19 protein-coding genes and 1 riboswitch are annotated in these 21,365 nt (G+C 57.8%); of the genes, 6 read left to right on the top strand and 13 right to left on the bottom strand.

Annotated elements, in window-relative coordinates; all coding sequences use genetic code 11:
- Positions 1-31 precede the first annotated feature (31 nt).
- Both allD and allE read right to left on the bottom strand, forming a co-directional pair.
- Positions 32-1,084 carry an ureidoglycolate dehydrogenase gene (gene allD, locus FYJ52_RS03740; protein ID WP_154575924.1) on the bottom strand — a complete coding sequence of 351 codons (1,053 nt, stop codon included), beginning with the start codon at positions 1,082-1,084 and terminating at the stop codon, positions 32-34.
- Positions 1,085-1,191: 107 nt separating this feature from the next.
- Entirely contained in the window at positions 1,192-1,980 is a 789-nt protein-coding gene (gene allE, locus FYJ52_RS03745; RefSeq protein ID WP_154575925.1) for a (S)-ureidoglycine aminohydrolase, read from the bottom strand.
- 301 nt (positions 1,981-2,281) lie between these two features.
- On the opposite strand from allE, the gene FYJ52_RS03750 reads away from it, so the two are divergent.
- Complete coding sequence (locus FYJ52_RS03750) at positions 2,282-3,133, top strand: alpha/beta hydrolase fold domain-containing protein (protein ID WP_154575926.1); 852 nt, start codon at positions 2,282-2,284, stop codon at positions 3,131-3,133.
- Between the two features lie 52 nt (positions 3,134-3,185).
- Here FYJ52_RS03750 and FYJ52_RS03755 read toward each other — a convergent pair whose 3' ends face one another.
- Positions 3,186-3,767, bottom strand: a complete 582-nt coding sequence (locus tag FYJ52_RS03755) for a TetR/AcrR family transcriptional regulator (protein ID WP_205960752.1) — start codon at positions 3,765-3,767, stop codon at positions 3,186-3,188.
- Between the two features lie 169 nt (positions 3,768-3,936).
- Here FYJ52_RS03755 and FYJ52_RS03760 point away from each other — a divergent pair, with 169 nt between their 5' ends.
- A complete protein-coding gene (locus tag FYJ52_RS03760; RefSeq protein ID WP_154575928.1) occupies positions 3,937-5,694 on the top strand; it encodes an ABC transporter ATP-binding protein in 1,758 nt (585 codons plus the stop codon).
- Positions 5,691-7,511 carry an ABC transporter ATP-binding protein gene (locus tag FYJ52_RS03765; protein ID WP_154575929.1) on the top strand — a complete coding sequence of 607 codons (1,821 nt, stop codon included), beginning with the start codon at positions 5,691-5,693 and terminating at the stop codon, positions 7,509-7,511. Before FYJ52_RS03760 ends, FYJ52_RS03765 begins: the two co-directional genes overlap by 4 nt.
- 99 nt (positions 7,512-7,610) lie before the next feature.
- On the opposite strand, the gene FYJ52_RS03770 is transcribed toward FYJ52_RS03765, so the two are convergent.
- Together FYJ52_RS03770 and larE are read right to left on the bottom strand one after the other, a co-directional pair.
- The gene (locus FYJ52_RS03770; RefSeq protein ID WP_154575930.1) at positions 7,611-8,228 is read right to left on the bottom strand and encodes a glycerol-3-phosphate acyltransferase; all 618 of its coding nucleotides are present in this window, start codon (positions 8,226-8,228) and stop codon (positions 7,611-7,613) included.
- Positions 8,225-9,055, bottom strand: coding sequence for an ATP-dependent sacrificial sulfur transferase LarE (gene larE, locus FYJ52_RS03775; protein ID WP_154575931.1), 831 nt, complete (start codon positions 9,053-9,055; stop codon positions 8,225-8,227). The genes FYJ52_RS03770 and larE overlap by 4 nt, the downstream gene beginning before the upstream one ends.
- A gap of 145 nt (positions 9,056-9,200) precedes the next feature.
- Between larE and FYJ52_RS03780 the strand changes: the two genes are divergently transcribed.
- Positions 9,201-10,019 carry a biotin--[acetyl-CoA-carboxylase] ligase gene (locus FYJ52_RS03780; protein WP_154575932.1) on the top strand — a complete coding sequence of 273 codons (819 nt, stop codon included), beginning with the start codon at positions 9,201-9,203 and terminating at the stop codon, positions 10,017-10,019.
- 6 nt (positions 10,020-10,025) lie between these two features.
- Here the strand turns inward: FYJ52_RS03780 and pdxR are convergent, their stop codons facing one another.
- Positions 10,026-11,426: a MocR-like pyridoxine biosynthesis transcription factor PdxR gene (gene pdxR, locus FYJ52_RS03785; protein WP_154575933.1), complete on the bottom strand. Its 1,401-nt coding sequence runs from the start codon at positions 11,424-11,426 to the stop codon at positions 10,026-10,028.
- A 124-nt stretch (positions 11,427-11,550) separates the two neighbouring features.
- On the opposite strand from pdxR, the gene FYJ52_RS03790 reads away from it, so the two are divergent.
- Positions 11,551-12,399 (top strand): pyridoxamine kinase, encoded by an 849-nt coding sequence (locus FYJ52_RS03790; RefSeq protein WP_154575934.1) that lies wholly within the window; start codon positions 11,551-11,553, stop codon positions 12,397-12,399.
- A gap of 53 nt (positions 12,400-12,452) precedes the next feature.
- Here the strand turns inward: FYJ52_RS03790 and cytX are convergent, their stop codons facing one another.
- Positions 12,453-13,634 carry a putative hydroxymethylpyrimidine transporter CytX gene (gene cytX, locus FYJ52_RS03795; RefSeq protein WP_154575935.1) on the bottom strand — a complete coding sequence of 394 codons (1,182 nt, stop codon included), beginning with the start codon at positions 13,632-13,634 and terminating at the stop codon, positions 12,453-12,455.
- Positions 13,631-14,437, bottom strand: coding sequence for a bifunctional hydroxymethylpyrimidine kinase/phosphomethylpyrimidine kinase (thiD, locus tag FYJ52_RS03800; RefSeq protein ID WP_154575936.1), 807 nt, complete (start codon positions 14,435-14,437; stop codon positions 13,631-13,633). Before thiD ends, cytX begins: the two co-directional genes overlap by 4 nt.
- A gap of 104 nt (positions 14,438-14,541) precedes the next feature.
- Positions 14,542-14,648, bottom strand: a riboswitch (TPP riboswitch).
- Between the two features lie 100 nt (positions 14,649-14,748).
- Between thiD and pgeF the strand changes: the two genes are divergently transcribed.
- A complete protein-coding gene (pgeF, locus tag FYJ52_RS03805; RefSeq protein WP_328598756.1) occupies positions 14,749-15,633 on the top strand; it encodes a peptidoglycan editing factor PgeF in 885 nt (294 codons plus the stop codon).
- Positions 15,634-15,712: 79 nt separating this feature from the next.
- Here pgeF and FYJ52_RS03810 read toward each other — a convergent pair whose 3' ends face one another.
- The 5 genes from FYJ52_RS03810 to FYJ52_RS03830 all read right to left on the bottom strand — a co-directional run bounded on the left by FYJ52_RS03810 (position 15,713) and on the right by FYJ52_RS03830 (position 21,159).
- Positions 15,713-16,624, bottom strand: a complete 912-nt coding sequence (locus tag FYJ52_RS03810) for a putative ABC transporter permease (protein ID WP_154575937.1) — start codon at positions 16,622-16,624, stop codon at positions 15,713-15,715.
- A 9-nt stretch (positions 16,625-16,633) separates the two neighbouring features.
- Positions 16,634-17,848, bottom strand: coding sequence for a MalY/PatB family protein (locus tag FYJ52_RS03815; RefSeq protein WP_154575938.1), 1,215 nt, complete (start codon positions 17,846-17,848; stop codon positions 16,634-16,636).
- Positions 17,849-17,982: 134 nt separating this feature from the next.
- Positions 17,983-19,281 (bottom strand): phosphopyruvate hydratase, encoded by a 1,299-nt coding sequence (eno, locus tag FYJ52_RS03820; protein ID WP_154575939.1) that lies wholly within the window; start codon positions 19,279-19,281, stop codon positions 17,983-17,985.
- A gap of 99 nt (positions 19,282-19,380) precedes the next feature.
- On the bottom strand, positions 19,381-20,724 hold the full coding sequence (locus FYJ52_RS03825) for an MATE family efflux transporter (protein ID WP_154575940.1): 1,344 nt from the start codon (positions 20,722-20,724) through the stop codon (positions 19,381-19,383).
- 9 nt (positions 20,725-20,733) lie between these two features.
- On the bottom strand, positions 20,734-21,159 hold the full coding sequence (locus FYJ52_RS03830) for a MarR family winged helix-turn-helix transcriptional regulator (RefSeq protein ID WP_205960753.1): 426 nt from the start codon (positions 21,157-21,159) through the stop codon (positions 20,734-20,736).
- Positions 21,160-21,365 lie beyond the last annotated feature (206 nt).

Below are 21,365 nucleotides of genomic sequence, written 5' to 3' on the forward strand. Positions count from 1 at the left end.
TTCTCCTTCTCTCTGACGCAGAACCGATGGCTTATTCGGCAAACCGGTTTTTATGATCGTAGCGGTTGTAGTGAATGTCGTCGCTCTTGAGATATTTGACAATATCGTCGACGATTTCGATGCCGCCCTGCGCGTAGGCCTTATCTTTGCGGATGTTAGCCCGTTCGCCCGGGTAGTACACCTGATCGTAGCCCGGTGCCGTCGGGATGTCGTGGAGTTCGTCGAGAGACTGGCTCACCGCCTTGAGGAAAGCGTCCTTGCCGCAGAAGCGGTCCGGATCGACGACGATGTGCAACTGGCCGAGGTCGCGCCCTTTCGACAGATCATGGTACATGGAGCTGACGTGGCCGCCGAAGGGCACACCAGTCAGAATGCCGGAGAAAATATCGACCATCATCATCAGGCCGTAGCCCTTGGCGCCGGCAATCGGCAGCAGCGCGTTGACTTTGTTCGGATCCGTCACCGGAACCCCTTTTTCATCCACGGCCCAAGTGTCTGGAATGGATTCGCCGCGGGAGCGCTTATCGAGAATTTTGCCCCAGGCCTGAACTGTCGTCGCCATATCGAAAACGACGGTGCGGCCATCCGCTGACGGCGCTGCAAAGGAAATGGGGTTCGTGCCGTAATAGGGTTCGGTCCCGCCAACCGGCACGGCCATTGGGTCGGACTGGCACATTGAAATGGCAGCCAGGCCTTCTTCTGCAGCCATTTCGGTGTAATAACCGATGGAGCCGCTGTGGGAGAGGCGGCGCATCCCGACGATGGCGACGCCGTTTTCCTTCGCCAATTCGATGGCGTGTTCCATACCGCGTTTTGCGACGACGTAGCCGATGCCGTTGTCCCCGTCCAGCATGCCGCTGCAGGGGCCGGTCTGTTTCCACGTCATTTTCGGATCAACGGTGATGCCGCCCTTGGCGATGCGTTCGCTGTAATATTCAACGCGGACTGAACCGTGGGAGTGATAGCCCCGTTCGTCCGACCAGGTTAAAATTTCAGCAGTGGTGTCCGCGTCGTCTTCGTGCAGGCCTGCCGCCATCAATTTGTTTTTCATCAATGATTTGAGTTCGTCTCTCGATAATCGCATTTGATCCTCCCTAGAATTTTCGAAGTTTGTGTTAATCGTTTAAATTTTAATCTAATTTAAAGCTCCGAAATTTTGTATTTCGGAGCTTCGTCAAAAGTCCGTTTTAATTAAAGCTGGACGTCGCGGTTGCAGTCTTTAGAGTAAATGTAGATGTAGTCTTCTGTGCCGACACCGTAGCAGCCCTGCGGAACGAAGGAATCCATGAAGACGTAATCGCCAGCCTGCAGCGGCATCCAGTCGCCGTCGAGGTTGTACATGCCCTTGCCCTGAAGGAAGTACATCGAGTGCTGCTGGATGTGCGTTTCCAGATAGCCGTGGGATGCGCCCGGTTCAAATTTTAAGAAGTGCATGTTGATGTCGAAGCCCAGATCTTCGCCGGCCGGCAGTAAATCTTTGCTTTGTGCATTTGTCATGCCTTCGTAATCCATGTAGGCGATGTCGTTGGCGTTGCCGACGACCGTGTGTGCGCTGTGGCCTTCCAGCGGAATGTAGCGTCTGCGGTAAACGTAAAGTTTAGCGTCTTCGCCGCTCTTATTTTCAAAAGTCATCGGCTTGTCTGCCGGGCTGTACATGTAACCGCCTTCAGTCAGATCTGCGGATTCATCTGCGTTTTTCACGCTCACTGCGCCGGAGATCACGTACAGGAAAGATTCGATGCCGTCGCCGCCGATGCCTGCTGCGTTTTTGCCGTCTGCGTGTGCAGTGACCAGATAATCCGCGAAGGTCGCGCCCATTTCAGGACAGCCGAGGATGGTAGTATCACAGTTTTCATAACCTGGGATCACGTTCTTGACCAATCCGTCCGGTTCGAGTACAACGTAGTTGTTTTTCTTGACAATAGAACGATTGTCCAAAAGCGATTCACGGTAACCTGTCTGATTGTTTAAATAACCCATAAAAGATTCCTCACTTTCTTGAGATCGAATACGGTCTCTTTCAACCTATTTTAAATTTTGATTTTATTCCGTAACCACAATTCTTTTGATAGGTCTATCATGCCACGTTTGCGAAAAAAATGCAAGCGTATTTTAATAATTTTTTTAATTTTTTTGTTGTTTTTCAACCAGATTTTAATTCTTGGTTCAGAACAGTTGCATTTTAACTGAATCGGATATAAGATGGCAGGTAGAGGCTTAAGCCCACTGTGCTGCGGCCTGCACGACTTGTAAAAACATCGTCAAGAAAGGAGCGCGCACTATGCAACGCGTAATTGATCTCAATCATCCCGACTATACTAAAAAAGCTACAGTGTATTTCAATCCCGAAAAACCCGTCCAGGCGGCTGTCTTGTATTTTCACGGCGGCGGCCTGCTCTACGGGCAGCGCGAGGACCTGCCCGAAGCCCATATCGACGCCTTTACCGGTGCGGGTCTTGCCATCATCGCCTTCGACTACCCCCTGGCGCCGGCGGCCGATCTCGACATGATCCTCGCTGACGTTCGGGATTCGGCAAACACCTACATTCAGCATCCAGAAATGTTCGGGCTTAAAAAAAATCTCCCCTATTTTCTCTGGGGGCGCTCTGCCGGCGCTTACCTCGCTTTGATGACTGCCGCTTCCGCCGATCTCGCCGCGCCGCCGGCCGGCATCCTTTCTTATTACGGCTACGGCTTTTTAACCGACCGGTGGGATACCGATCCGTCGCCTTATTACCTCAGCCTGCCCCAAGTTTCAAAAGACGCCTTCGATGCCGTTCCTCAGGGCATCCACGCCGACGGCCCCATGGCCACCCACTACAGCCTCTACGTCTACGCCAGACAGACCGGTGCCTGGCGCAGGCTCATCTACAAAGGGCGGGATAAATTCTTCTATTTGAACGACTCGCTGCGCCAGACCGACCAACTGCCGGCGCCGCTTTTCGCCGCCCACGCCATCGCCGATCCCGACGTGCCCTTTGCCGAATTCACCGCTTTGTGCAGCCAATATCATCCCGAACGCTTTGTCGCCGCCGGCAATGTCCACGATTTCGACCGCGAAACCGGCACCCCTGCCGCAAAGGATGTGCTCAAAAAGAGCCTGGCCTTTATCGAAAACTGTCTCAAAGCTTAATCAACTAAAAAACGATGCCGGATATCCCATTTTGACATCCAGCATCGTTTTTTTAATGCCCGCGCAGGCGTTTGTAAATGTCCGCACTGATTTTCGCCATGATTTCAGGCGTCTCCGCCATCCCCCGCGCAAACCAGCTGCGAATGATGATGGCCAGCATGGTGTTGGCCGCCACCTGCGCGTAATAAGTCTCCGGATCGGTGTCGTCCGCAGTTTTGCCCAATCCGAAATTCGGACGGATCGGCAGCCTTTGGTGAATGTTCATCAGCAGCTTGAATTCATCTTCGTCCGATTGCAGCCATTCAAAGAGTTTTTTAAAAACCGGTTCCGGTTCGGCACCGTCCTGCACCGCTTTCAGCGCATCGATCACCGCACTGGCATGGGTGTTGTGGATATCCTGAATCACGTCGAGCTTTGAACGGTAGTTGCGGTAAAAGCCCGCCCGGGACACGCCGGACTTGTCGATGATTTCGGTGGTCGTAATGTCCTCGTAGCGTTTTTCCCCCAGCAGCATCAGAAGCGCCGTCCGGATACATTCCCGTGTCAATGCTTTGGATTCAGCGTTGGACAGGCGCAGCGCCTCCTTTTTCTTGAGCGAGGATTGGGGCGTCCTTTTGTTTTCATTTTCTTTCATGTTGATTTTTCCTATTTTTTCATTGTGATGAGACATTTCATTCATTTCTGTTCACGCGGTTCAAAACCATCTTGACGTTTCACAGTTTTGATGATACATTTGTCACACCTAAACACTTGTCTTCACTATATCAAAAGGCAAGGGACCTGTCAATTCAAGGAGGAATAAGATGATAAAAATTTTTCGAAATATACGGCGCCGGGACTGGGCGCTTTTCGCCGGTGCTGTCGCGCTGATCGTCTTCCAGGTTTTTCTCGACCTCAGACTGCCGGACTACATGACCGACATCACCAAACTCATCGAAACGCCGGGCAGCGAACTCCACGAGGTTTTGAAAGCCGGCGGAAAAATGCTGGCCTGCGCCCTGGGGAGCTTGCTCTCCGCCGGCGTCACCGCTGTCATCGCGGCCAAAATCGCTGCGGACTTCTCCGCGGCCACCCGCAAAAAACTCTACGACGCCGTTCAAAGCTTTTCGATGGCGGAAATTCACCATTTCTCGACATCGAGCTTGATCACCCGCATGACCAACGATGTCAACCAGGTGCAGCTGCTGATCACCATGGGCATGGTCGCCATCGTCAAGGCGCCGATCATGGCCGTTTGGGCGATTACGAAAATCGCCGGCAAAAACGCAGAATGGACCATGGCCACGGGGGTGGCCGTTGTGCTGCTCTTTGTGATCATCGGCATCGTCCTGTGGCTTTGTGTGCCGCGGTTCAGACGCATTCAGAGCCTGACCGATGACGTCAACCGGGTGACGCGCGAAGATTTAACGGGCCTGAAAGTCATCCGCGCATACAACAACACGGATTATCAGACCGATAAATTTGAAAGGGTCAACGACAATCTGACCAACAACAACCTTTACACCGGGCACCGAATGGCGCTGATGATGCCGGGGATTCAGGCCGTGCTCAACGGGCTGACCCTCGCGATCTACGCCCTCGGCGCCGTGATGATCAACAACGCCGCCATGACCGACAAGATCACTTTGTTTTCCAACATGGTCGTCTTTTCGTCCTACGCGATGCAAGTCATCATGGCCTTCATGCTCCTCGTCATGATTTACATGATTTACCCGAGAGCCTCCGTCGCAGCCCAGCGTATTCTCGAAGTCACCGATACACAGCCCTCTGTCGTCTCCGGCATCCGCACCGAAGGGGCGCCGGGGCAGCGCGGGGAAATCGCCTTCCGGCACGTGAACTTCCGCTACCCTGACGAAAGCCGCGACGTGATCCACGACATCGACTTCACGGCTCACCGCGGCGAAACCATCGCCCTCATCGGCGCGACCGGCTGCGGCAAAAGCACGATCGTCAATTTAATCCCGCGGTTTTACGACACCACAGGCGGGCAAGTCCTCGTCGACGGCGTCGACGTCCGCGATTACGCGGAATCGGCCCTCAACGACAAGATCGGCTACGTCGCCCAAAGCCCCGAACTTTTCCAGGGCACCATCGGCACCAACATTGCCTTCGGCGAAACCAAAGCCGGCACGCCGAACGACGCTGCCGTGCGCCAGGCGGCTCAGACCGCCGAAGCGGCATCCTTCATCGCCGAAAACGAAAAGGGCTACGAACGCTACGTCGCCCAGAGCGGCGCGAACCTGTCCGGCGGCCAGCGCCAGCGCGTGTCCATCGCCCGCGCTGTCGCCCGAGACCCTGAAATTCTGATCTTCGACGACGCGTTTTCAGCCCTGGATTACAAAACCGACCGCCAGGTTCGGGAAAACCTCAGGACCGCCTGCGCCGACGCGACCAAAATCATCGTCGCGCAGCGCATCGGCACAATCCGCGACGCCGACCGAATTCTCGTCATCAAAGACGGCGCCATCGCCGGCAGCGGCACCCACCAAGAACTCATGGCAAACTGCGAAGAATACCAGCAGATCGCCCTGTCACAGCTTTCAAAGGAGGAACTCGCATGAGCACGCAACCACAACCCCGTCACCGCGGCCCCCACGGCCCGGGCCCTCGCCTCGGCGTCCCGACCGAAAAGGTCGATCTGCGCGCCAGCTGGGGACGCATTCTCGGCTTCAATAAAAAATTTATTCCCATGATCGTCGTCGCCGTCATCGCGGCCGCTTTCGGCTCGGTGCTGATGATTCTCGGGCCGGATCGGCTCAAAGAAATCACCAACCTGATCGCCGAAGGCTTCATGACCGGCATCGACATGAACCGCATCTGGGATATCGTTCGGGCGCTAATTATCATGTACGCGGGCTCCTTCGTGCTGTCTTTCCTGCAGCACTGGCTGCTCGCAACCGTCAACCAGCGGATCTCCCAATCACTGCGCTCGGCGATTCAGGCAAAAATCCACCGCCTTCCGATGGCGTATTTCAACGGGGTCAGCACCGGGGATGTCCTCTCCCGGATGACCAACGACATCGACACCATCGGCCAGTCCTTCAATCAGGCCATCGGCATGCTCTTCACCTCAGTGGCCATGTTTGTCGGCGCCCTGGTCATGATGCTGAAAACCAACCTGACCATGACCGCCGCCGCGGCGATTGCCTCACTGGTCGGCTTTCTGCTCATGCAATTCATTATGAAGCATTCCCAGCATTATTTCACCGATCAGCAGCGCGATCTCGGCGACATCAACGGCCACGTCGAAGAAATCTTCACCAACCACACCACCGTCAAAGTTTACAACGAAGCGGCGAACGAAGCGAAGGCCTTCGACAAAATGAACGAACATCTCCGCCAAAGCGCCTTCCGCGCCCAGGGCATGTCCGGCCTGATGATGCCGCTGATGCAATTCATCGGCAATTTCGGCTACGTTGCGGTGTGTGTCACCGGCGCGTGGCTGGCCATCGACGGGCAGATCAAAGTCGGCGTCATCGTCGCCTTCATGCTCTACGTCCGGTATTTCACCCAGCCGCTGTCTCAAATCGCCCAAGCCTTCCAGTCGCTGCAGCTCGCCGGCGCCGCCGGCAACCGGGTCTTCGATTTTCTCGGTGCGGACGACATGCCGGACGAAGCAGACAAACAAAAATCCCTGCCGAAAATTGAAGGTGCCGTCGCCTTCGACCATGTCCAATTTGGCTACAGCCCCGACAAAATCATCATTCACGATTTCTCCGCTTCGGCCAAGCCCGGTCAGAAAATCGCCATCGTCGGCCCAACCGGCGCCGGCAAGACGACCCTCATCAATTTGTTGATGCGCTTCTACGAAGTCGACAGCGGCCGCATCACCATCGACGGCATCGACACCCGCGACATGACCCGGGAACAAGTACACGATCAATTCTGCATGGTGCTCCAGGAAACCTGGCTTTTTGAAGGCACCCTCCGCGAAAACTTAACCTTCGGCACCGACGGCATATCCGACGGACAGCTCGATCAGGTCTGCCGCGCCGTCGGCCTCGATCATTTCGTCGCCACCCTCCCCAAAGGCTACGACACCATGCTCGACGACAAGACCGAGCTCAGCCAGGGCCAGCGCCAGCAGCTGACCATCGCCCGGGCCATGCTCGAAAATAAACCGATGCTGATTCTCGACGAAGCGACCTCGTCGGTGGACACCCGCACCGAGCAGCAGATTCAGCGCGCCATGGACGAACTCATGACCGGGCGGACTGCCTTCGTCATCGCCCACCGGCTCTCGACAATCCGCGACGCCGATTTGATTCTCGTCCTCCGGGACGGCGACGTCGTCGAAAGCGGCACCCACGAGGAACTGCTCGCACAAAACGGCTTCTACGCCGACCTCTACATGAGCCAGTTCGACACCGCCGCGTAAAGTATTTTTCTAAAAAAATAAGCGCGTATGAAATCATACTTCACACGCGCTTTTATTGTGCCACATATTAATTCACTCTGGTTCTCTATCTTCTACGCCTTATTTTTGCTTGATCTTCTCCCGGATCAGCCCGATCACATCGACTTCCGGCTCGGTGCCCTTGCGCATTTTCACCAAGCTTTTCCAATTGGACACCACCGCGAGCGCCGTCATCGTGGCGGCAATCCACCCTGCCGCAGGACCTGCGGTAAGCGCCGCCGGGGCGATGAACACGGCCGGGATGACAACGGCCCCAACACAAAGATAACGGGTCAAGATTACAGCCGCCGCACCAGCGATCAGCGCTGCAAAGCCCCATCCCGGCAGCATCAGCACCACACCGGAGCAAGTCACTGCGACACCTTTGCCGCCTTTGAACCGGTGCCAAAACGGAAAATTGTGCCCGAGGACCGCTCCGATGGCGGTGACCCCGGCGACAGCCGCCGTGCGCCCGAAGAGCAGTGCCGTCACCAGCCACGCCGCGACCGTCTTCAGAATATCCCCGGCCAGGACTGCCATGCCTGTGCCAAACCCGAAGCAGCGCATGGCGTTGGCCATTCCCGGATTGCCTGAGCCCATTTGAAAAATCGAGACCCCTCGGCGGCGTCCCGCAAAAGCCGCGCTCAAAAAGCAGCCGCAGCTGTAGCCCACAGCCAGGCAGATCAGCGCGCGCTTCATGACTGTTTCAGGGTTTCGTTCATGCTCCCGACCCGGTAGCCCTGAAGGTCCATCGTCACGTAGCGAAAGCCCATCGCCTTGAAGGCCAGGACAATTTTATCGCGCTGGGTGATCAATTCCTCGAAACGTTCCGGCGCCACCTCGATGCGCGCGATGGGATCGTCGTCGCCGTGGACGCGCACCCGCATGGATTGAAAGCCGAGATCGATGAGAAACTTCTCGGCCCGATCCACCCGGTCAAGGCCCGCCGCTGTAATCGCGTGGCCGTAGGGAAAGCGGGAAGCCAGACAGGCGTAGGACGGCTTGTCCCAGGTCGGCAGGTCCATGGCCTTCGAGATCTCGCGGATTTCCGCCTTGGTCAGCCCGGCAGCCCGGAGGGGGCTTTCAATCTTAAGCTCGGCCACAGCCTTGAGTCCCGGCCGGTAATCGCCGAGGTCGTCCACATTAGAACCCTCCGCAACAGCTGCCAGCCCCAACTCCTCAGCCACCTCCTGAATCTTGGAGAAATTGGTGTGCTTGCACCAATAACACCGGTCCGGCGGATTGACGCGCACCTGCTCCACCTCCAGCGCATCCACCGGGCAGAGGATGTGCCGGATGCCGCGGCTTTCGCAGAAGGCCTTGGCTTCGTCCAGTTCCCTCGGCGGCACCAGATTGGACGCGATCGTCACGCCGACGGCCTGGTCCCCGAGCACCTCGTGGGCCACCGTCAGAAGCAATGTCGAATCCACGCCGCCTGAAAAGGCCACGGCCACCGATCCAATGGCCTTCAGCTCGTCCTTGAGCTTGTCGTATTTCCGCTGTGTCGTCTCGTTCAACGCCTGCATGTTGTCCTCCCTTTCTGTTTTCCATTCTCATTCTAAATCACAGATTGTCAATAACATACTATATTGATTTGTAATTGATATTATACCATGATTTCCCCGCTGTGCTATACTAAAACCACCCAAATTCACTGACAAGGAGTGTCTCATGAGCAAGATTCAATGGCGCGATACGGCGCCGCTGATTCCCTATCTCGGAAATCCAGCCGTTTTAGACCGCGTCCGCTGGGCGGAGGTCCTCGGCTCCACCAACGACGTGCTGAAGGCGGCCCCAGACCTGCCCCACGGCGCCATCGTCGCGGCCGACGCCCAAAGCTCCGGGCGGGGCCGAATGGGCCGCGCCTTTTTCTCCCCGAAGGATTCCGGCCTCTACCTTTCAGTCCGCTACCGGACCGCCGACAACCCCGCCCTGGCCGATTTCGTGACCATGGGGGCCTGCGCCGTCTCGGTCCAGGCTGTCGAAAAGGCCGCTGACATCACACCGAAAATCAAATGGGTCAACGATTTGATGATCGGACCGAAAAAAATCGCCGGCATCCTCACCGAAGGCCGAGCTGATCCCGATCCCCAAAAGCGGTGGATCGTCGTCGGCATCGGGTTCAACCTCTTCGACCCAGAAGGCGGCTTTCCCGACGAGATCGCCGAGCGGGCCGGCAGCATCGCCGGCACCACCGCGCGGGCCTACGCCGAAAAGGGCGGCGATCCCGACGACCTGCGCGCCCGTCTGCTCGCCGCGATGATCGACGGCCTGACCGCCCTCGGGCAGGCCAAGGACCCGGCGCCCTACGCCGAGCGCTACCGCCGCCGCTCCAACTTAATCGGCCGGGCCGTCACCCTCACCGGCGCCGGTGAACCCCTGGTCGGCACGGTGATCGGCTTCGACGATTTCGGCCACCTCAGGCTTCAAATGGCCGACGGCACCGAAAAACTGATCCGCTCGGGCGAGCTGACCCTGCGCCCCCTTTAGGGACCTTTACGCTGTCACGGCCTCGCTGAGCCGCCTGACGGCTTCGGGAATCACCGATTCGGGAATCGACGAGTAGTTGATCAGAAAGCGGTGGGCGCCGGCGTCCTCGAGGGGTGCCACCCGAATGCCACGCTTGGCCGCGTCGCGGACGATGTCGGCGTCCCGCTTTTTCGTTCTCAAGGTCAAAACAAAATGCAGTCCGGCGTTTTCCTCGCCGATGGACGCGACCGCCGCCATCTCGCTTGCGCCGATCGCCTTCAAAATCGCATCCCGGCGTCTGCGGTAAGCCTGGCGCATGCGGTTGATGTGCTTTTCGTAATGCCCTTCAGAAATAAATCGGCTCAGAGCCGCCTGTTCAAAGGTCGACACGGTGCAGGCGTAAAACCTCAGCTTCCGGTAAAAGGCCGCCGTGAGCGCCGGCGGCAGCACCATGTAGGACACGCGGATCGTCGAGGCCAGGCTCTTGGTGAAGGTGTTCATATAAATGACCCGGCCGGTCATGTCGATGGCAGCCAGCGGCGGCAGCGGCCGCCCGGTCATCCGGAATTCGCTGTCGTAATCGTCCTCGATGATGATCCGGTCTGCCGAGCGGTTTGCCCAGCCGAGCATCTCGTAGCGCCTCGCGATGGGCATCGTGATCCCGGTTGGGAAATGGTGGCTCGGCGTGATGTGCACGACCGACGCCCCGGAATCCTCGAGCAGATCGGGTCTGAGCCCCTGGTGGTCCAGCGCGATCTTCGCCGTTCTGAGTCGGTGGGCCTGATACACCTGGAGGATTTTCCGGTACCCCGGCGATTCCACCGCGTAGATCCGGTCGAAACCGAGCAGCTGAATCAGCAGCGTGTAGAGGTATTCGGTGCCGGCGCCGACGATGATCTGTTCCGGCGCGACGACGAGGCCGCGGAAATCGCGGAGGTGGTCGGCGATGGCGGTGCGCAGCGCCATCGTGCCCCCTGCCGGCGGGTTCGTCATCAGCGCCACCTGGTCGTCGTTGAGCACCTCCCGGGTCAGCTTCGCCCATAGGGTAAACGGGAAGGACGCCGGGTCGGTCTGGTTGCTCTGAAAATCGGCGAACCAGTGCCGCTGGCTCAGCACCGTGTGCAGTGAGGCCAGCACCGGGTCAGGCTCGTGCCGGGCCGGCACCGCCTCGGGCGTCTGGGGCAGGGTCTTGACCTCGGCGACGTAGAACCCCCGCCGGGGCATGGACGTGATGTACCCCTCAGCCATCAGCTGGCCGTAGGCGTTTTCGACGGTGGACACCGAGACGCCGAGCTGTTTGGCAAAGGGGCGTTTGCCCGGCAGCGCCTCTCCCGGTGCGAGAGTGCCCGAGAGAATGTCGCTCTTAATGGCTTGATAAAGCTGAATGTACAACGGGTCGCCCCCGCTTTTAAAATGATAGGTAAGCATGGCACCTGACCTTTCTGAATATTCGCAAACTGACTCTTTTATTCGGTTCAATATGGATTATAATAAAATCCATCGGGTGTGACAAGCCACCCGTTTCTCAATTCAGACATTCAGGAGGCAAACCATGAAACGTGTCCTTTCGATTCAAGATATTTCCTGCTTCGGCAAATGCTCGACGACCATCGCCCTGCCCGTCATCTCGGCCATGGGTGTGGAAACGGCGATTCTGCCGACGGCGGTACTTTCCACCCACACCATGTTCAAAAATTTCACCGTCAAGGATTTGAGCGACCAAATCGCGCCAATCACCAAGCACTGGCGGGACGAAGGCATCACCTTCGACAGCATCTACACCGGCTACCTCGGCTCCTTCGAACAAATCGAAATGGTCGAGAAAATCTTCGACGATTTCGCCCCGGACGACACAACCTTGAAATTCGTCGACCCGGTCATGGCCGACAACGGCGCCCTTTACCCGGCCTTCGATCTCGACTACGCAAAACGCAACGCTGAATTCTGCAGCCACGCCGACATCATCGTCCCGAACATCACCGAAGCCTGCTTCATGACGAACACCCCGTATAAAGAAGATATGTCTGAAAGCGAAGTCAAGGCCCTCCTCGAAAAACTCGGCAAGCTCGGCCCGACCATCGCCGTCCTCACCGGGGTTTCCCTCAAAGACGGCATGACCGGCTTCATGGGCCTCGACACCCGCACCGGGGAATTCCTCTCCCACCAGAACATTCGGATCGACGCGGCCTATCACGGCACCGGGGACCTCTTCGCCAGCGCCTGCGTCGGCGGCATCATGAACGGCCTGTCCTGGGACGACGCCATGGCCATCGCTTCGGACTACACCGCCGAAACCATCGCCGTCACTTTAAAAGACCCGAAAAAGCCGTGGTACGGCGTGAACTTCGAAACGACATTGCCGAGCCTCATCGCCAAGGTCGAAGTCGCCAAAAACATCTAAATCTTTTATCACACCAAAAAAGCCGGACGCTTTCGCGTTCGGCTTTTTTTCGCTTAATTTTTCGCCTTTTTAGTTTTCGGCAATGCGATGAGTAGAATCACCATCGTGACGGCCATGTCCGGCAAAGTGCTGCCCACAGGCAGATCGACCTTCATCAAGAGCCGATACAAGATAAAGCCGATGACCCAGACGATCAGGTTGCGCACGTCCCAATCGCGGTCCGCGCTGTCCGCCTTTTTCAGGATGAAATAATCGGCGATCTGCACCGCAATCATCGGCGCGAAGACCGACCCGATCAGGTAGAGGAAGTCGGTGATGTCGTCCATCGGGAAGAGGATCGCCAGCACGATGCCGATCACGGTCGCGATCATCGCGACGTTTTTGCCCGACAGCTTTGACCACAGCGATTCCGTCGAAATCCCGGCCGACCACGCGTCGAGGAAGGTCGTCGTGACCGTCGACAGAATCAGAATGATCAGCGCCGCAATACCGAGGCCCGCCTTGACCATGATCACCGCGATGTTGCCGCCGCCGGTGAGCAGCGCCGCGCCCATGCCGATAATGTACATCCAGGTGGAGACGCCGCCGTAGACGAGGGTCGACGCCATCGTCGCCGCGAAGGGCTTTTCCGCCTCACGGGTGTAGTCCGAGATCAGCGGCAACCAGGACAGCGGCATCGCCACCGCCAGTTCAATTGCCGCCCCAAAGCTCAGGCCCGAGGTCGGCGCCACCGACCACACCGAGCCCTTCGCGAAAATGACCCGGCACATGACGATCGTCAGGATGAACAGCGCCGCCATCGCGATTTGGTTGACCGGCCCCAGATTTGTAATGCCGATGGCGATCCACAGCAGAATCAGTGCGCCGATGACCAGGCACCAGACCCAGGCGTGTCCCGGGAAGATACCGTCGATGGCCGCGGCCCCGTCGTAAATCATGATCGCCGTCCAGCCCACGAGCTGGAGGACGTTGAGAGCCGCAAAAATCAATCCGCCCTTGCCGCCGAAGGAGAGCTTGACGCTTTCCATCGCGCTCTTCCGGGTCCGCCCGCCGATGAGCCCCGAGAAGAAGAACATCGCACAGCCGATAACGTGGCCGATCAGAATCGCGGCCAGGCCCTTCGCGAAGCCCAGCGGTGCGAAATACGTCCCGGTCAGGATTTCCGCAATAGACACCCCGGCGCCGAACCAGATGAGCCCGTTCTGAAAGCTCGTCGTCTTTTTTTGTTCTCTCATGACCGCACCGCCTTGTAGCTGTCCTTGATGTCAAAGGCGTGGTTCATCGGCCCGGCCCCTTTGCCGAGATCGAGGCCGTCGGCCAAAGCGCCGGACAAAAAGGCCTTCGCCGTGCGCACCGCGTCCTCGAGGATGTAGCCTTTGGCGAGGTTCGCGGCGATGGCGGACGACAGGGTGCAGCCGGTGCCGTGGGTGTTGGGGTTGTCGATGCGCTTGCCTTTAAACCACTGGCCGCCGCCGGGCTGCCAGAGATAATCGTTGGCGTCGTTGACCTGGTGGCCCCCCTTGACGAGGACGGCGCAGCCGAGCTGTTTGCCGATGGCTTGGGCCGCCTTTTCCATGTCGGCTTCCGTTTCAATGGCAAACCCCGCGAGAATTTCCGCCTCAGGAATATTCGGCGTGATCACTTCCGCCAGCGGGATCAGTTTGTTTTTCAGCGCGTCCACTGCGTCGTCCCGCAGAAGCTTCGCGCCGGACGTGGCGACCATCACCGGATCGAGGACGATGTGCCCCGCCTGATACTGGGCGAGCCGCTCGGCGATGACGGCAATCAGATCGGCCGAGCTGACCATGCCGATTTTCACCGCGTCGGGGAAAATATCGGTGAAGACCGCGTCCATCTCTTCCCCGAGAAATGTCGGGGTAACTTCCATAATGTCCGTGACGCCGGTGGTGTTCTGAGCCGTCAGGGCCGTGACCGCGCTCATGGCGAAAACGCCGTTTACGGTCATGGTTTTCAGATCGGCCTGAATGCCGGCGCCTCCGCTGGTATCGCTGCCAGCGATCGTCAATGCTGTTCTCATTGGTTTCTCCTTTTTTAACTTCGCATTTCCGTTTTCTTAGGCGATTCAAGGTGGTGCCCCCGGTGAACCGCGCACAAAAAAAGCAGGCGGACCCGCCTGCAAAGTTCATCGATATCGGTGCTCCCTGCGTTGGCATGATCCAAATCAGGTGTAAGGGTCTAGACCTTTTGGTCTACTCTCAGCCTGCGCACAGACTCCCCTGCTTTTAACTAACGCCTTCAGTATAGCGCACCGCCTTGCATTTTGCAAGGGCCGTGGTACAATGGACGCAAACTTTAAAACCACGAGAACATCAAAAAAAGGAGCCCAACGTGATTCAACTCATCCGAAAAGATCCCAACCATCCGGTTTTGAACGACCGCACCGAAAATATCGGCGGCCTGCCGCTGCGCACGCTGACCTTCCCCGCCCTCGAGGCCGCCGGCTGTGTCGACCACGTCTTCACGACGCGGGAGGGCGGCGTCAGCTCAGGCGACTGCACCGCCATGAATTTCAACTACGACCGGGAGGACAACCCGATGGTGGTCGACGCCAATTATCAGCGCATCGCCGACGCCTTCGGCGGCGGCCGCAGCCTGCGCCACTTCGTCTGCGCTCACCAGGGCCACACCGGAAACGTCCGGGTCGTCGATGAAAATGACGGCGGCGAGGGCACGCTGTTTCGCCGCTGGGGCAAAGACGTCGACGGCATGGTCACCGACACGCCGGGGCTGATCCTCGGCGTGTTCACCGCCGACTGCACACCGGTCTACCTCGTCGATCCGGTGCACCGGGCCATCGGCCTCGTCCACTCCGGCTGGCGGGGCACCGCGGCGGGCATCTCAGCGGGCGCCATCGCCTTGATGCGCACCCATTACGGCACCGACCCGTCCGATTTAATCTGCGCCGTCGGGCCGTCCATCTGCCGGGACTGCTACGAAATCTCAGAAGACGTCGCAGCCGTGTTCAGAGACCGCTTCGGCGCCCAGGCCGATCAAATCCTTGGGGACCCCCACCGGAAAAACGGCACCCTTCACTGCCAGCTCGATCTCTGGCAGGCGAACCGCCTCGTCCTCGAAAGCGCTGGGGTCCTGCCTGAGCACATCCAGACCACCGACGTCTGCACCCGCTGCAACGCGACGCTGTTGTTCTCCCACCGGGCCGCCGGAGAACGCCGGGGCAATTGCGCCGCCTTCTTAAGTCTCAAGCTTAAATGATTGCCGCGCCTCTGCGGCAAAGCGATGCAAAAAACCACCCCCTTGGATATCGATTCCGACTCAATCCAAGGGGGTGGTGTCATTTACTGCTTTTTTCCTTTTGCATATCATTCCGCAGCCAGTCGAGCACTTCGCCAAAATCCCGATGCTGCATCGACGGGAAGGCCCGCATCAGCCGGCGTCCGCCGAAAACCTTCGGCGCCATCACCCGCTGTCTGATGTGTTTTGCCTTCGCCTTCAGGGCATTTCTGCGCTGCCAGAGCGCATTTTCGGCCGTTTCCCTGCGGGCCGCAGCCCGTTCGCCCATTTCTGCGCGGGCCAGTGCCGCCTGCACCTCGCCTTCCTGAACGCGCTGCGTGGCTTCCATCGCGCCGCCGCCGATGTCTTCGGTCAATTTGTCGCTGACGGTGCGCAGGGACAGCCGGATGGCGTCCAATTCAGCGAGCCGCTTATTGAATCCGGTGATGATCAAAACCGTGACGATCAGATCCGCCAGATAAGCGCAGTAAAACACCGCCAAAACGATCCAGCCGTAATCCGCCGGGATCTGATCCGCCGCCGTGCGGCGCACCAGCGGCTGAACGTCCCGGACGACGAGCGTAATCGCCAGCCCCCAGATCAGCGAATACTCCGGGCAGATGTAGCCGCCGAGATTCAAGGGTTTATCGCTGTAGTCCCACCACCGGGTGTGAAACAGCTTGTCCAGCGTCCAGCCGGCGATCAGCTCCACCAGCGTCGCGAAAACCATGCCGACGAGAAAGAGCTGCCACAGGGGCAGACCCTCGGGAGCCGAGCGGCCGATGGCCCAGGCGACGGCGAATACCGCCAGCACGCCGAAGCCGTAAACCGGGCAGACCGGGCCGTTTAAAAAGCCGCGGTTGACGATCCGCCCTTGGTGCACCGCGTGGAACACCACCTCGACGACCCAGCCGAGAAAAGAGTAAATCAGAAAATACCAGGCGATCTGATAAATCGTCATCCCTGCAATCATGTCCGGTCCTCAGGCGTTGAACACGTAGCGGTCCATCCGGCGGAAGGCTTCTTCGATCCGGTGGGTTGGCGAAGCCAGGTTGAGCCGGATCGACGTCGGCGCTTCAAAGAGGCCGCCGTCCTGCCAGCCGACACCGACGTCCCAGCCTTTTTGAAGCAGGGCCTTCTGCGTCATGCCGTGTTTGTCAAGCCACGCGGTGCAGTCCAGCAGCAGCATGTACGTCCCCTCCGAGCGGAAGGCTGTGACGCCGTCAAAATGCGCGTCCACAAAATCGCAGGCGAAATTCACGTTGCGGGACAAGACCGGCAGCAGCTGGCCGAGCCAGTCGGCGCCTTCGTCGCTGTAAGCGCCGATCAGAGCATGCTCGGACAAGACGTTCATCGCGTTGTAGACCGTCTTCTGGCCGATGGCCCGGACCCGCTGGCGCACCGTCTCGTTGTAGATGACGCTGTAGGAGCCGATCAGGCCGGCCAGATTGAAGGTCTTGCTCGGCGCGTAGAAGGCCGCCGTGTGGGTCTTCGCCCAGGTATTGACCGACTGCACCGGCGTGTAGGTGTGGCCGTTCATCAATAAATCGGACCAGATTTCGTCGGCGATGACGAAAACGTTGTTGGCCTCGCACACGGCCAAAGCTTCCGCCAGCTCCGCCTTCGTCCAGACCCGGCCACAGGGGTTGAACGGATTGCAAAAGATCGCCACGTGAATGTGATGGGCTCTAATTTTTTTCTCCATATCTTCGGGGTCCATCCGCCACACGCCGTTCCCGTCCCGTTTCAGTGGGCTGTGGACGATGCGGTAGCCGTTTTGCCGCACACAATTGGTAAAGCCCATGTAGGTCGGGCTGTGGAGCAGCACCGCGTCCCCCGGCGCCGCGAACACCTTCAGCGTCGAGACGATGCCGCCGAGGACCCCGTTTTCGTAAGTGATGACGTCTTTCGTCAAATCGTCGACACCTTTGCGTTTGTGCCAGTCGATAATGGCCTGATAATAGGCGTCGCTCGGCGCGAAATAGCCAAAGGCCGGGTGTTTTGCCCGGGCGATGATCGCGTCCTGAATCGAACGAGCCGTCGGGAAATTCATGTCCGCCACCCACATCGGGATCACATCAAATCCCGGCTTCGGCGCGCTGGGGCTGAAGCCTTTGAGCGCCTCGGACCCGACTGCGTCCACTGCCATCGCGTCTTGGCCGCGGCGGTCCAACACCGTTTCAAAATCGTATTGCATGTCGTTCTCCTTTTGTATAATTGTGTATCCGTTGACCGTATCATACCACGTTTGACCGGCTGATGCCGATCAAAAACGCCAATTCAAAAAAAACCGCCCCATCTTTTTAAGATGAAGCGGCTGAATCTGCCGAATTACTTCTTAAATCCGAAGGCATCTTTTCCGAGATACACCGCGCCGGCGCCCAGGTCTTCCTCAATGCGTAGCAGCTGGTTGTATTTGGCGACCCGTTCTGTCCGGGACGGCGCGCCGGTTTTGATCTGTCCGGCGTTGACCGCGACCGCCAAATCGGCGATAGTCGTGTCTTCGGTTTCGCCCGAACGGTGGGAAATCACCGCGCGGTACCCGGCCCGGTTCGCCATGCGGATGGCGGATAAGGTTTCGGAGACCGTGCCGATTTGATTGAGCTTGATCAAAATCGCGTTGCCGGCGCCCAGGTCAATGCCCTTGGCGAGGCGTTCGGTGTTGGTCACGAACAAATCGTCGCCGACCAGCTGGACCTTGTGGCCGAGGGCTTCGGTCATGCGCTGCCAGCCCGCCCAGTCTTCTTCGTCGAGGCCGTCTTCAATGGAGATGATCGGGTATTTAGCGATCAAATCTTCCCAATGGGCGATCAATTCGTCGGAGGTGAAATCTCTCCCCGATTTGGGCTGATGGTAAAAGCCCTGGCCTTTGTCGCTCTTCCATTCCGAAGAGGCGGCGTCCATCGCGAGGACAAAGTCTTCGCCCGGGACGTAGCCCGCGTTTTCCACAGCCTGAAGAATGTGCTGAATGGCGTCTTCATCGGAATCTAGATTCGGTGCGAAGCCGCCTTCATCGCCGACAGCCGTCGTCTGGCCTTCGCTTTTGAGCAGTTGCTGCAGCGCGTGGAACACTTCCGTGCTCTGGCGCAGCCCTTCGCCGAAGCTTCCCGCGCCCACCGGCATGATCATGAATTCCTGGGTGTCCACGGAATTGGAAGCGTGGGCCCCGCCGTTTAAAATATTCATCATCGGCACTGGCAGCACAGTTCCGTTGGCACCGCCGAGGTAGCGGTACAGCGGAACCCCTTCCGCTTTTGCCGCAGCCTGGGCCGCCGCGATGGAAACGGCCAGCATGGCGTTGGCCCCGAGGCCTGATTTATCCCGGGTGCCGTCCAGATCCAGCATGGCCTGATCGATACTGGCCTGATCCGAGGCGTCCATCCCCGAAAGGGCCGGCGCAATTTTGTCGTTCACGTTGGCGACGGCCTTCGAGACGCCTTTGCCGCCGAACTGGGACGGGTCCTGATCTCTGAGTTCCAGGGCTTCAAATTCGCCGGTTGAGGCCCCTGACGGCGATGCGCCGCGGCCGACACTGCCGCCCGCCAGGCGGACTTCCGCTTCGACCGTCGGGTTCCCTCTGGAATCGATGATGGTGCGCCCTCTAATGGCTTCGATGGTTAATGGATTCATTTTCGTGACTCCTCTCTTTTTTGTTTGCTTTATCTAATTTATGAAGCTATCATAATCGGTCAACCTTATGTTTTCCTTTATTTTAATCGCGAAATGCCATTAATACCCGTAACGGGTGCGGTTTTTTCTAAGGAAGGTGCCCGTCACCGCGATGGCCATCACCTCTGCGGCGACGATCGCGAACCAAATCCCCGTCAGTCCGAAAAACGCCGGCAGGATCCACACACAGCCGGTTTCAAAAACGAGGGTGCGCAGGAAAGCAATCGCCGCGGAGACGAACCCGTTGTTCAGCGCCGTAAAAAAGGACGACCCGTAGATGTTAAAGCCCGAAAGCAGGTAGGACAGACTGTAAATCCGAAAACCGCGGACCGTCATCGAAAGCAATGCCGGATCGTAGCTGACGAAAATCATTGCCAGCGGTCTCGCGAAAATTTCGGCTGCCGCTGTCAGCGCCAATCCGGTGAAGGCGATCCATTTCAGGCTTCGATTCAAAAGGCCGTGAAGCTCGTCCTTGTTGCCCGCGCCGAAATGGAAGCCGACGATCGGCGCCGTCCCCGTCGCATAACCGATGAACACCGAGAGGAAGATGAAATTGACGTACATGATCACGCCGTAGGCCGCGACGCCGTTTTGACCGGCAAAGCGGATCAGCTGCATGTTGTAGCAAATACTGACGATGGACAGGGAAACCGTCGTCATGAATTCCGACGCACCGTTTGTGGCCGCTTTCTTGATTTTTTCAAAATGAAAACGGGGCCGGCCGAGGTGAATCGCCGCCGTTTTGGACCGCGCGAAATACAAAATGGGCACTGCGCCGCCGATTCCCTGTGCGAGCACCGTTGCGATGGCCGCGCCGCGGATCCCCCAGCGAAAGACCGCCATGAACAGCCAATCCAAAACCATATTGGTCAATCCCGCGGCAACCGTAATGGCAAAGCCCAGTTTCGGCTTTTCGGCCGTGATGAAAAAGGCCTGAAACATGTATTGGAGCATGAAGACGATCATCGCCGGCATGAGGATGTGGCCGTAGGCCAGGGCTTCTTTTAACATCCCCTTGTCCGCGCCGATCCCGATCAAAATCGGACGCAGCAGCGGCGTGCCCACCGCCGCGACAAGAATACCCATCGCAATCGTCGTGCCCACCATCAGCGAGAAAGTTTCGCTCGCTTCTCGTTTTTTGCCTTCGCCGAGCTCCTTCGAGACCAGAGCGCTGCCGCCGGTGCCGAAAACGTAGCCGAGAGCGCCGAGCATCTCGAGCACGGGCAGAATCAAATTGACCGCCGCAAACGCAGTCTTGCCGACCATGTTCGAGACGAAAAAACCGTCGACGACGCTGTAGATCGACGTAAAAATCATCATCCCGATGGACGGCAGCGCGTAGCGCAAAAGCCGGCCCATCGTGAAATGATCCGACAGGTGAATCACCCTTTGATTTTTGGACATACCGCCTCCTTACAATTTTTTGATCGCTTCTTTAAAATGGGTTTCGAAATGCCGGTTCAGGCGGATGAGCGTCTGCTGCTCTTCCTCTGAAAAATCGCTGAAGATCTGTTTCTCGATGTCGACAATCCGCCCGACGGTTTGCGCAATCGCTGCCTCGCCCGCTGCCGTCAGCATCACCCGGGTATTGCGCCCCGTTCCGGGGACGAGATAAATCCACTCTTTGCCCTCCATTTTGCGTATGGCCGAATTCACCGTCGAGCGGGCCACGCCGGATTTCTTGTAGAGCACGCTCTGATTGGTGCCGCTGCCTTCGATGTAAAGCGTGTAAAGAATATTAAACTCGCTGTCTGACAGGCCGAGCTGCACCGCCGCATTGTGATAATCCACACCCATTTCGCAAATAATCTGATTGTAGGTTTCGAATAAATTGGCCATCACACTTTCCTCATCTTTCATCATTTTGTACGTATTCGGACATTTTGAATCATTATACTCCGATTTCGTACATAAGTCAAATAAAAACCTGCTAACAAAAGTCAAGCGTAAAATAAAAATAATTTAATGCTGATTTCCTGCATCACAAAAAGACCGGACGTGAACCCGATCTGAAAAGAAATATTTGTTTGAACCGCGATCAGCAG

This window comes from Pseudoramibacter porci (genome assembly GCF_009696145.1).
In the GTDB taxonomy this organism is placed as follows: Bacteria; Bacillota; Clostridia; order Eubacteriales; family Eubacteriaceae; genus Pseudoramibacter; species Pseudoramibacter porci.

Excerpts from the sequence above, each read along its gene's own strand:
- FYJ52_RS03825 (WP_154575940.1), bottom strand. The coding sequence starts at position 20,724 with ATGTCCAAAAATCAAAGGGTGATTCACCTGTCGGATCATTTCACGATG.
- FYJ52_RS03760 (WP_154575928.1), top strand. The coding sequence starts at position 3,937 with ATGATAAAAATTTTTCGAAATATACGGCGCCGGGACTGGGCGCTTTTC.
- FYJ52_RS03750 (WP_154575926.1), top strand. The coding sequence starts at position 2,282 with ATGCAACGCGTAATTGATCTCAATCATCCCGACTATACTAAAAAAGCT.
- FYJ52_RS03815 (WP_154575938.1), bottom strand. The coding sequence starts at position 17,848 with ATGCAATACGATTTTGAAACGGTGTTGGACCGCCGCGGCCAAGACGCG.
- eno (WP_154575939.1), bottom strand. The coding sequence starts at position 19,281 with ATGAATCCATTAACCATCGAAGCCATTAGAGGGCGCACCATCATCGAT.
- FYJ52_RS03770 (WP_154575930.1), bottom strand. The coding sequence starts at position 8,228 with ATGAAGCGCGCGCTGATCTGCCTGGCTGTGGGCTACAGCTGCGGCTGC.
- allE (WP_154575925.1), bottom strand. The coding sequence starts at position 1,980 with ATGGGTTATTTAAACAATCAGACAGGTTACCGTGAATCGCTTTTGGAC.
- FYJ52_RS03810 (WP_154575937.1), bottom strand. The coding sequence starts at position 16,624 with ATGATTGCAGGGATGACGATTTATCAGATCGCCTGGTATTTTCTGATT.
- cytX (WP_154575935.1), bottom strand. The coding sequence starts at position 13,634 with ATGAGAGAACAAAAAAAGACGACGAGCTTTCAGAACGGGCTCATCTGG.
- FYJ52_RS03780 (WP_154575932.1), top strand. The coding sequence starts at position 9,201 with ATGAGCAAGATTCAATGGCGCGATACGGCGCCGCTGATTCCCTATCTC.
- pdxR (WP_154575933.1), bottom strand. The coding sequence starts at position 11,426 with ATGCTTACCTATCATTTTAAAAGCGGGGGCGACCCGTTGTACATTCAG.
- allD (WP_154575924.1), bottom strand. The coding sequence starts at position 1,084 with ATGCGATTATCGAGAGACGAACTCAAATCATTGATGAAAAACAAATTG.
- FYJ52_RS03755 (WP_205960752.1), bottom strand. The coding sequence starts at position 3,767 with ATGAAAGAAAATGAAAACAAAAGGACGCCCCAATCCTCGCTCAAGAAA.
- larE (WP_154575931.1), bottom strand. The coding sequence starts at position 9,055 with ATGCAGGCGTTGAACGAGACGACACAGCGGAAATACGACAAGCTCAAG.
- FYJ52_RS03790 (WP_154575934.1), top strand. The coding sequence starts at position 11,551 with ATGAAACGTGTCCTTTCGATTCAAGATATTTCCTGCTTCGGCAAATGC.
- FYJ52_RS03765 (WP_154575929.1), top strand. The coding sequence starts at position 5,691 with ATGAGCACGCAACCACAACCCCGTCACCGCGGCCCCCACGGCCCGGGC.
- FYJ52_RS03830 (WP_205960753.1), bottom strand. The coding sequence starts at position 21,159 with ATGGCCAATTTATTCGAAACCTACAATCAGATTATTTGCGAAATGGGT.
- thiD (WP_154575936.1), bottom strand. The coding sequence starts at position 14,437 with ATGAGAACAGCATTGACGATCGCTGGCAGCGATACCAGCGGAGGCGCC.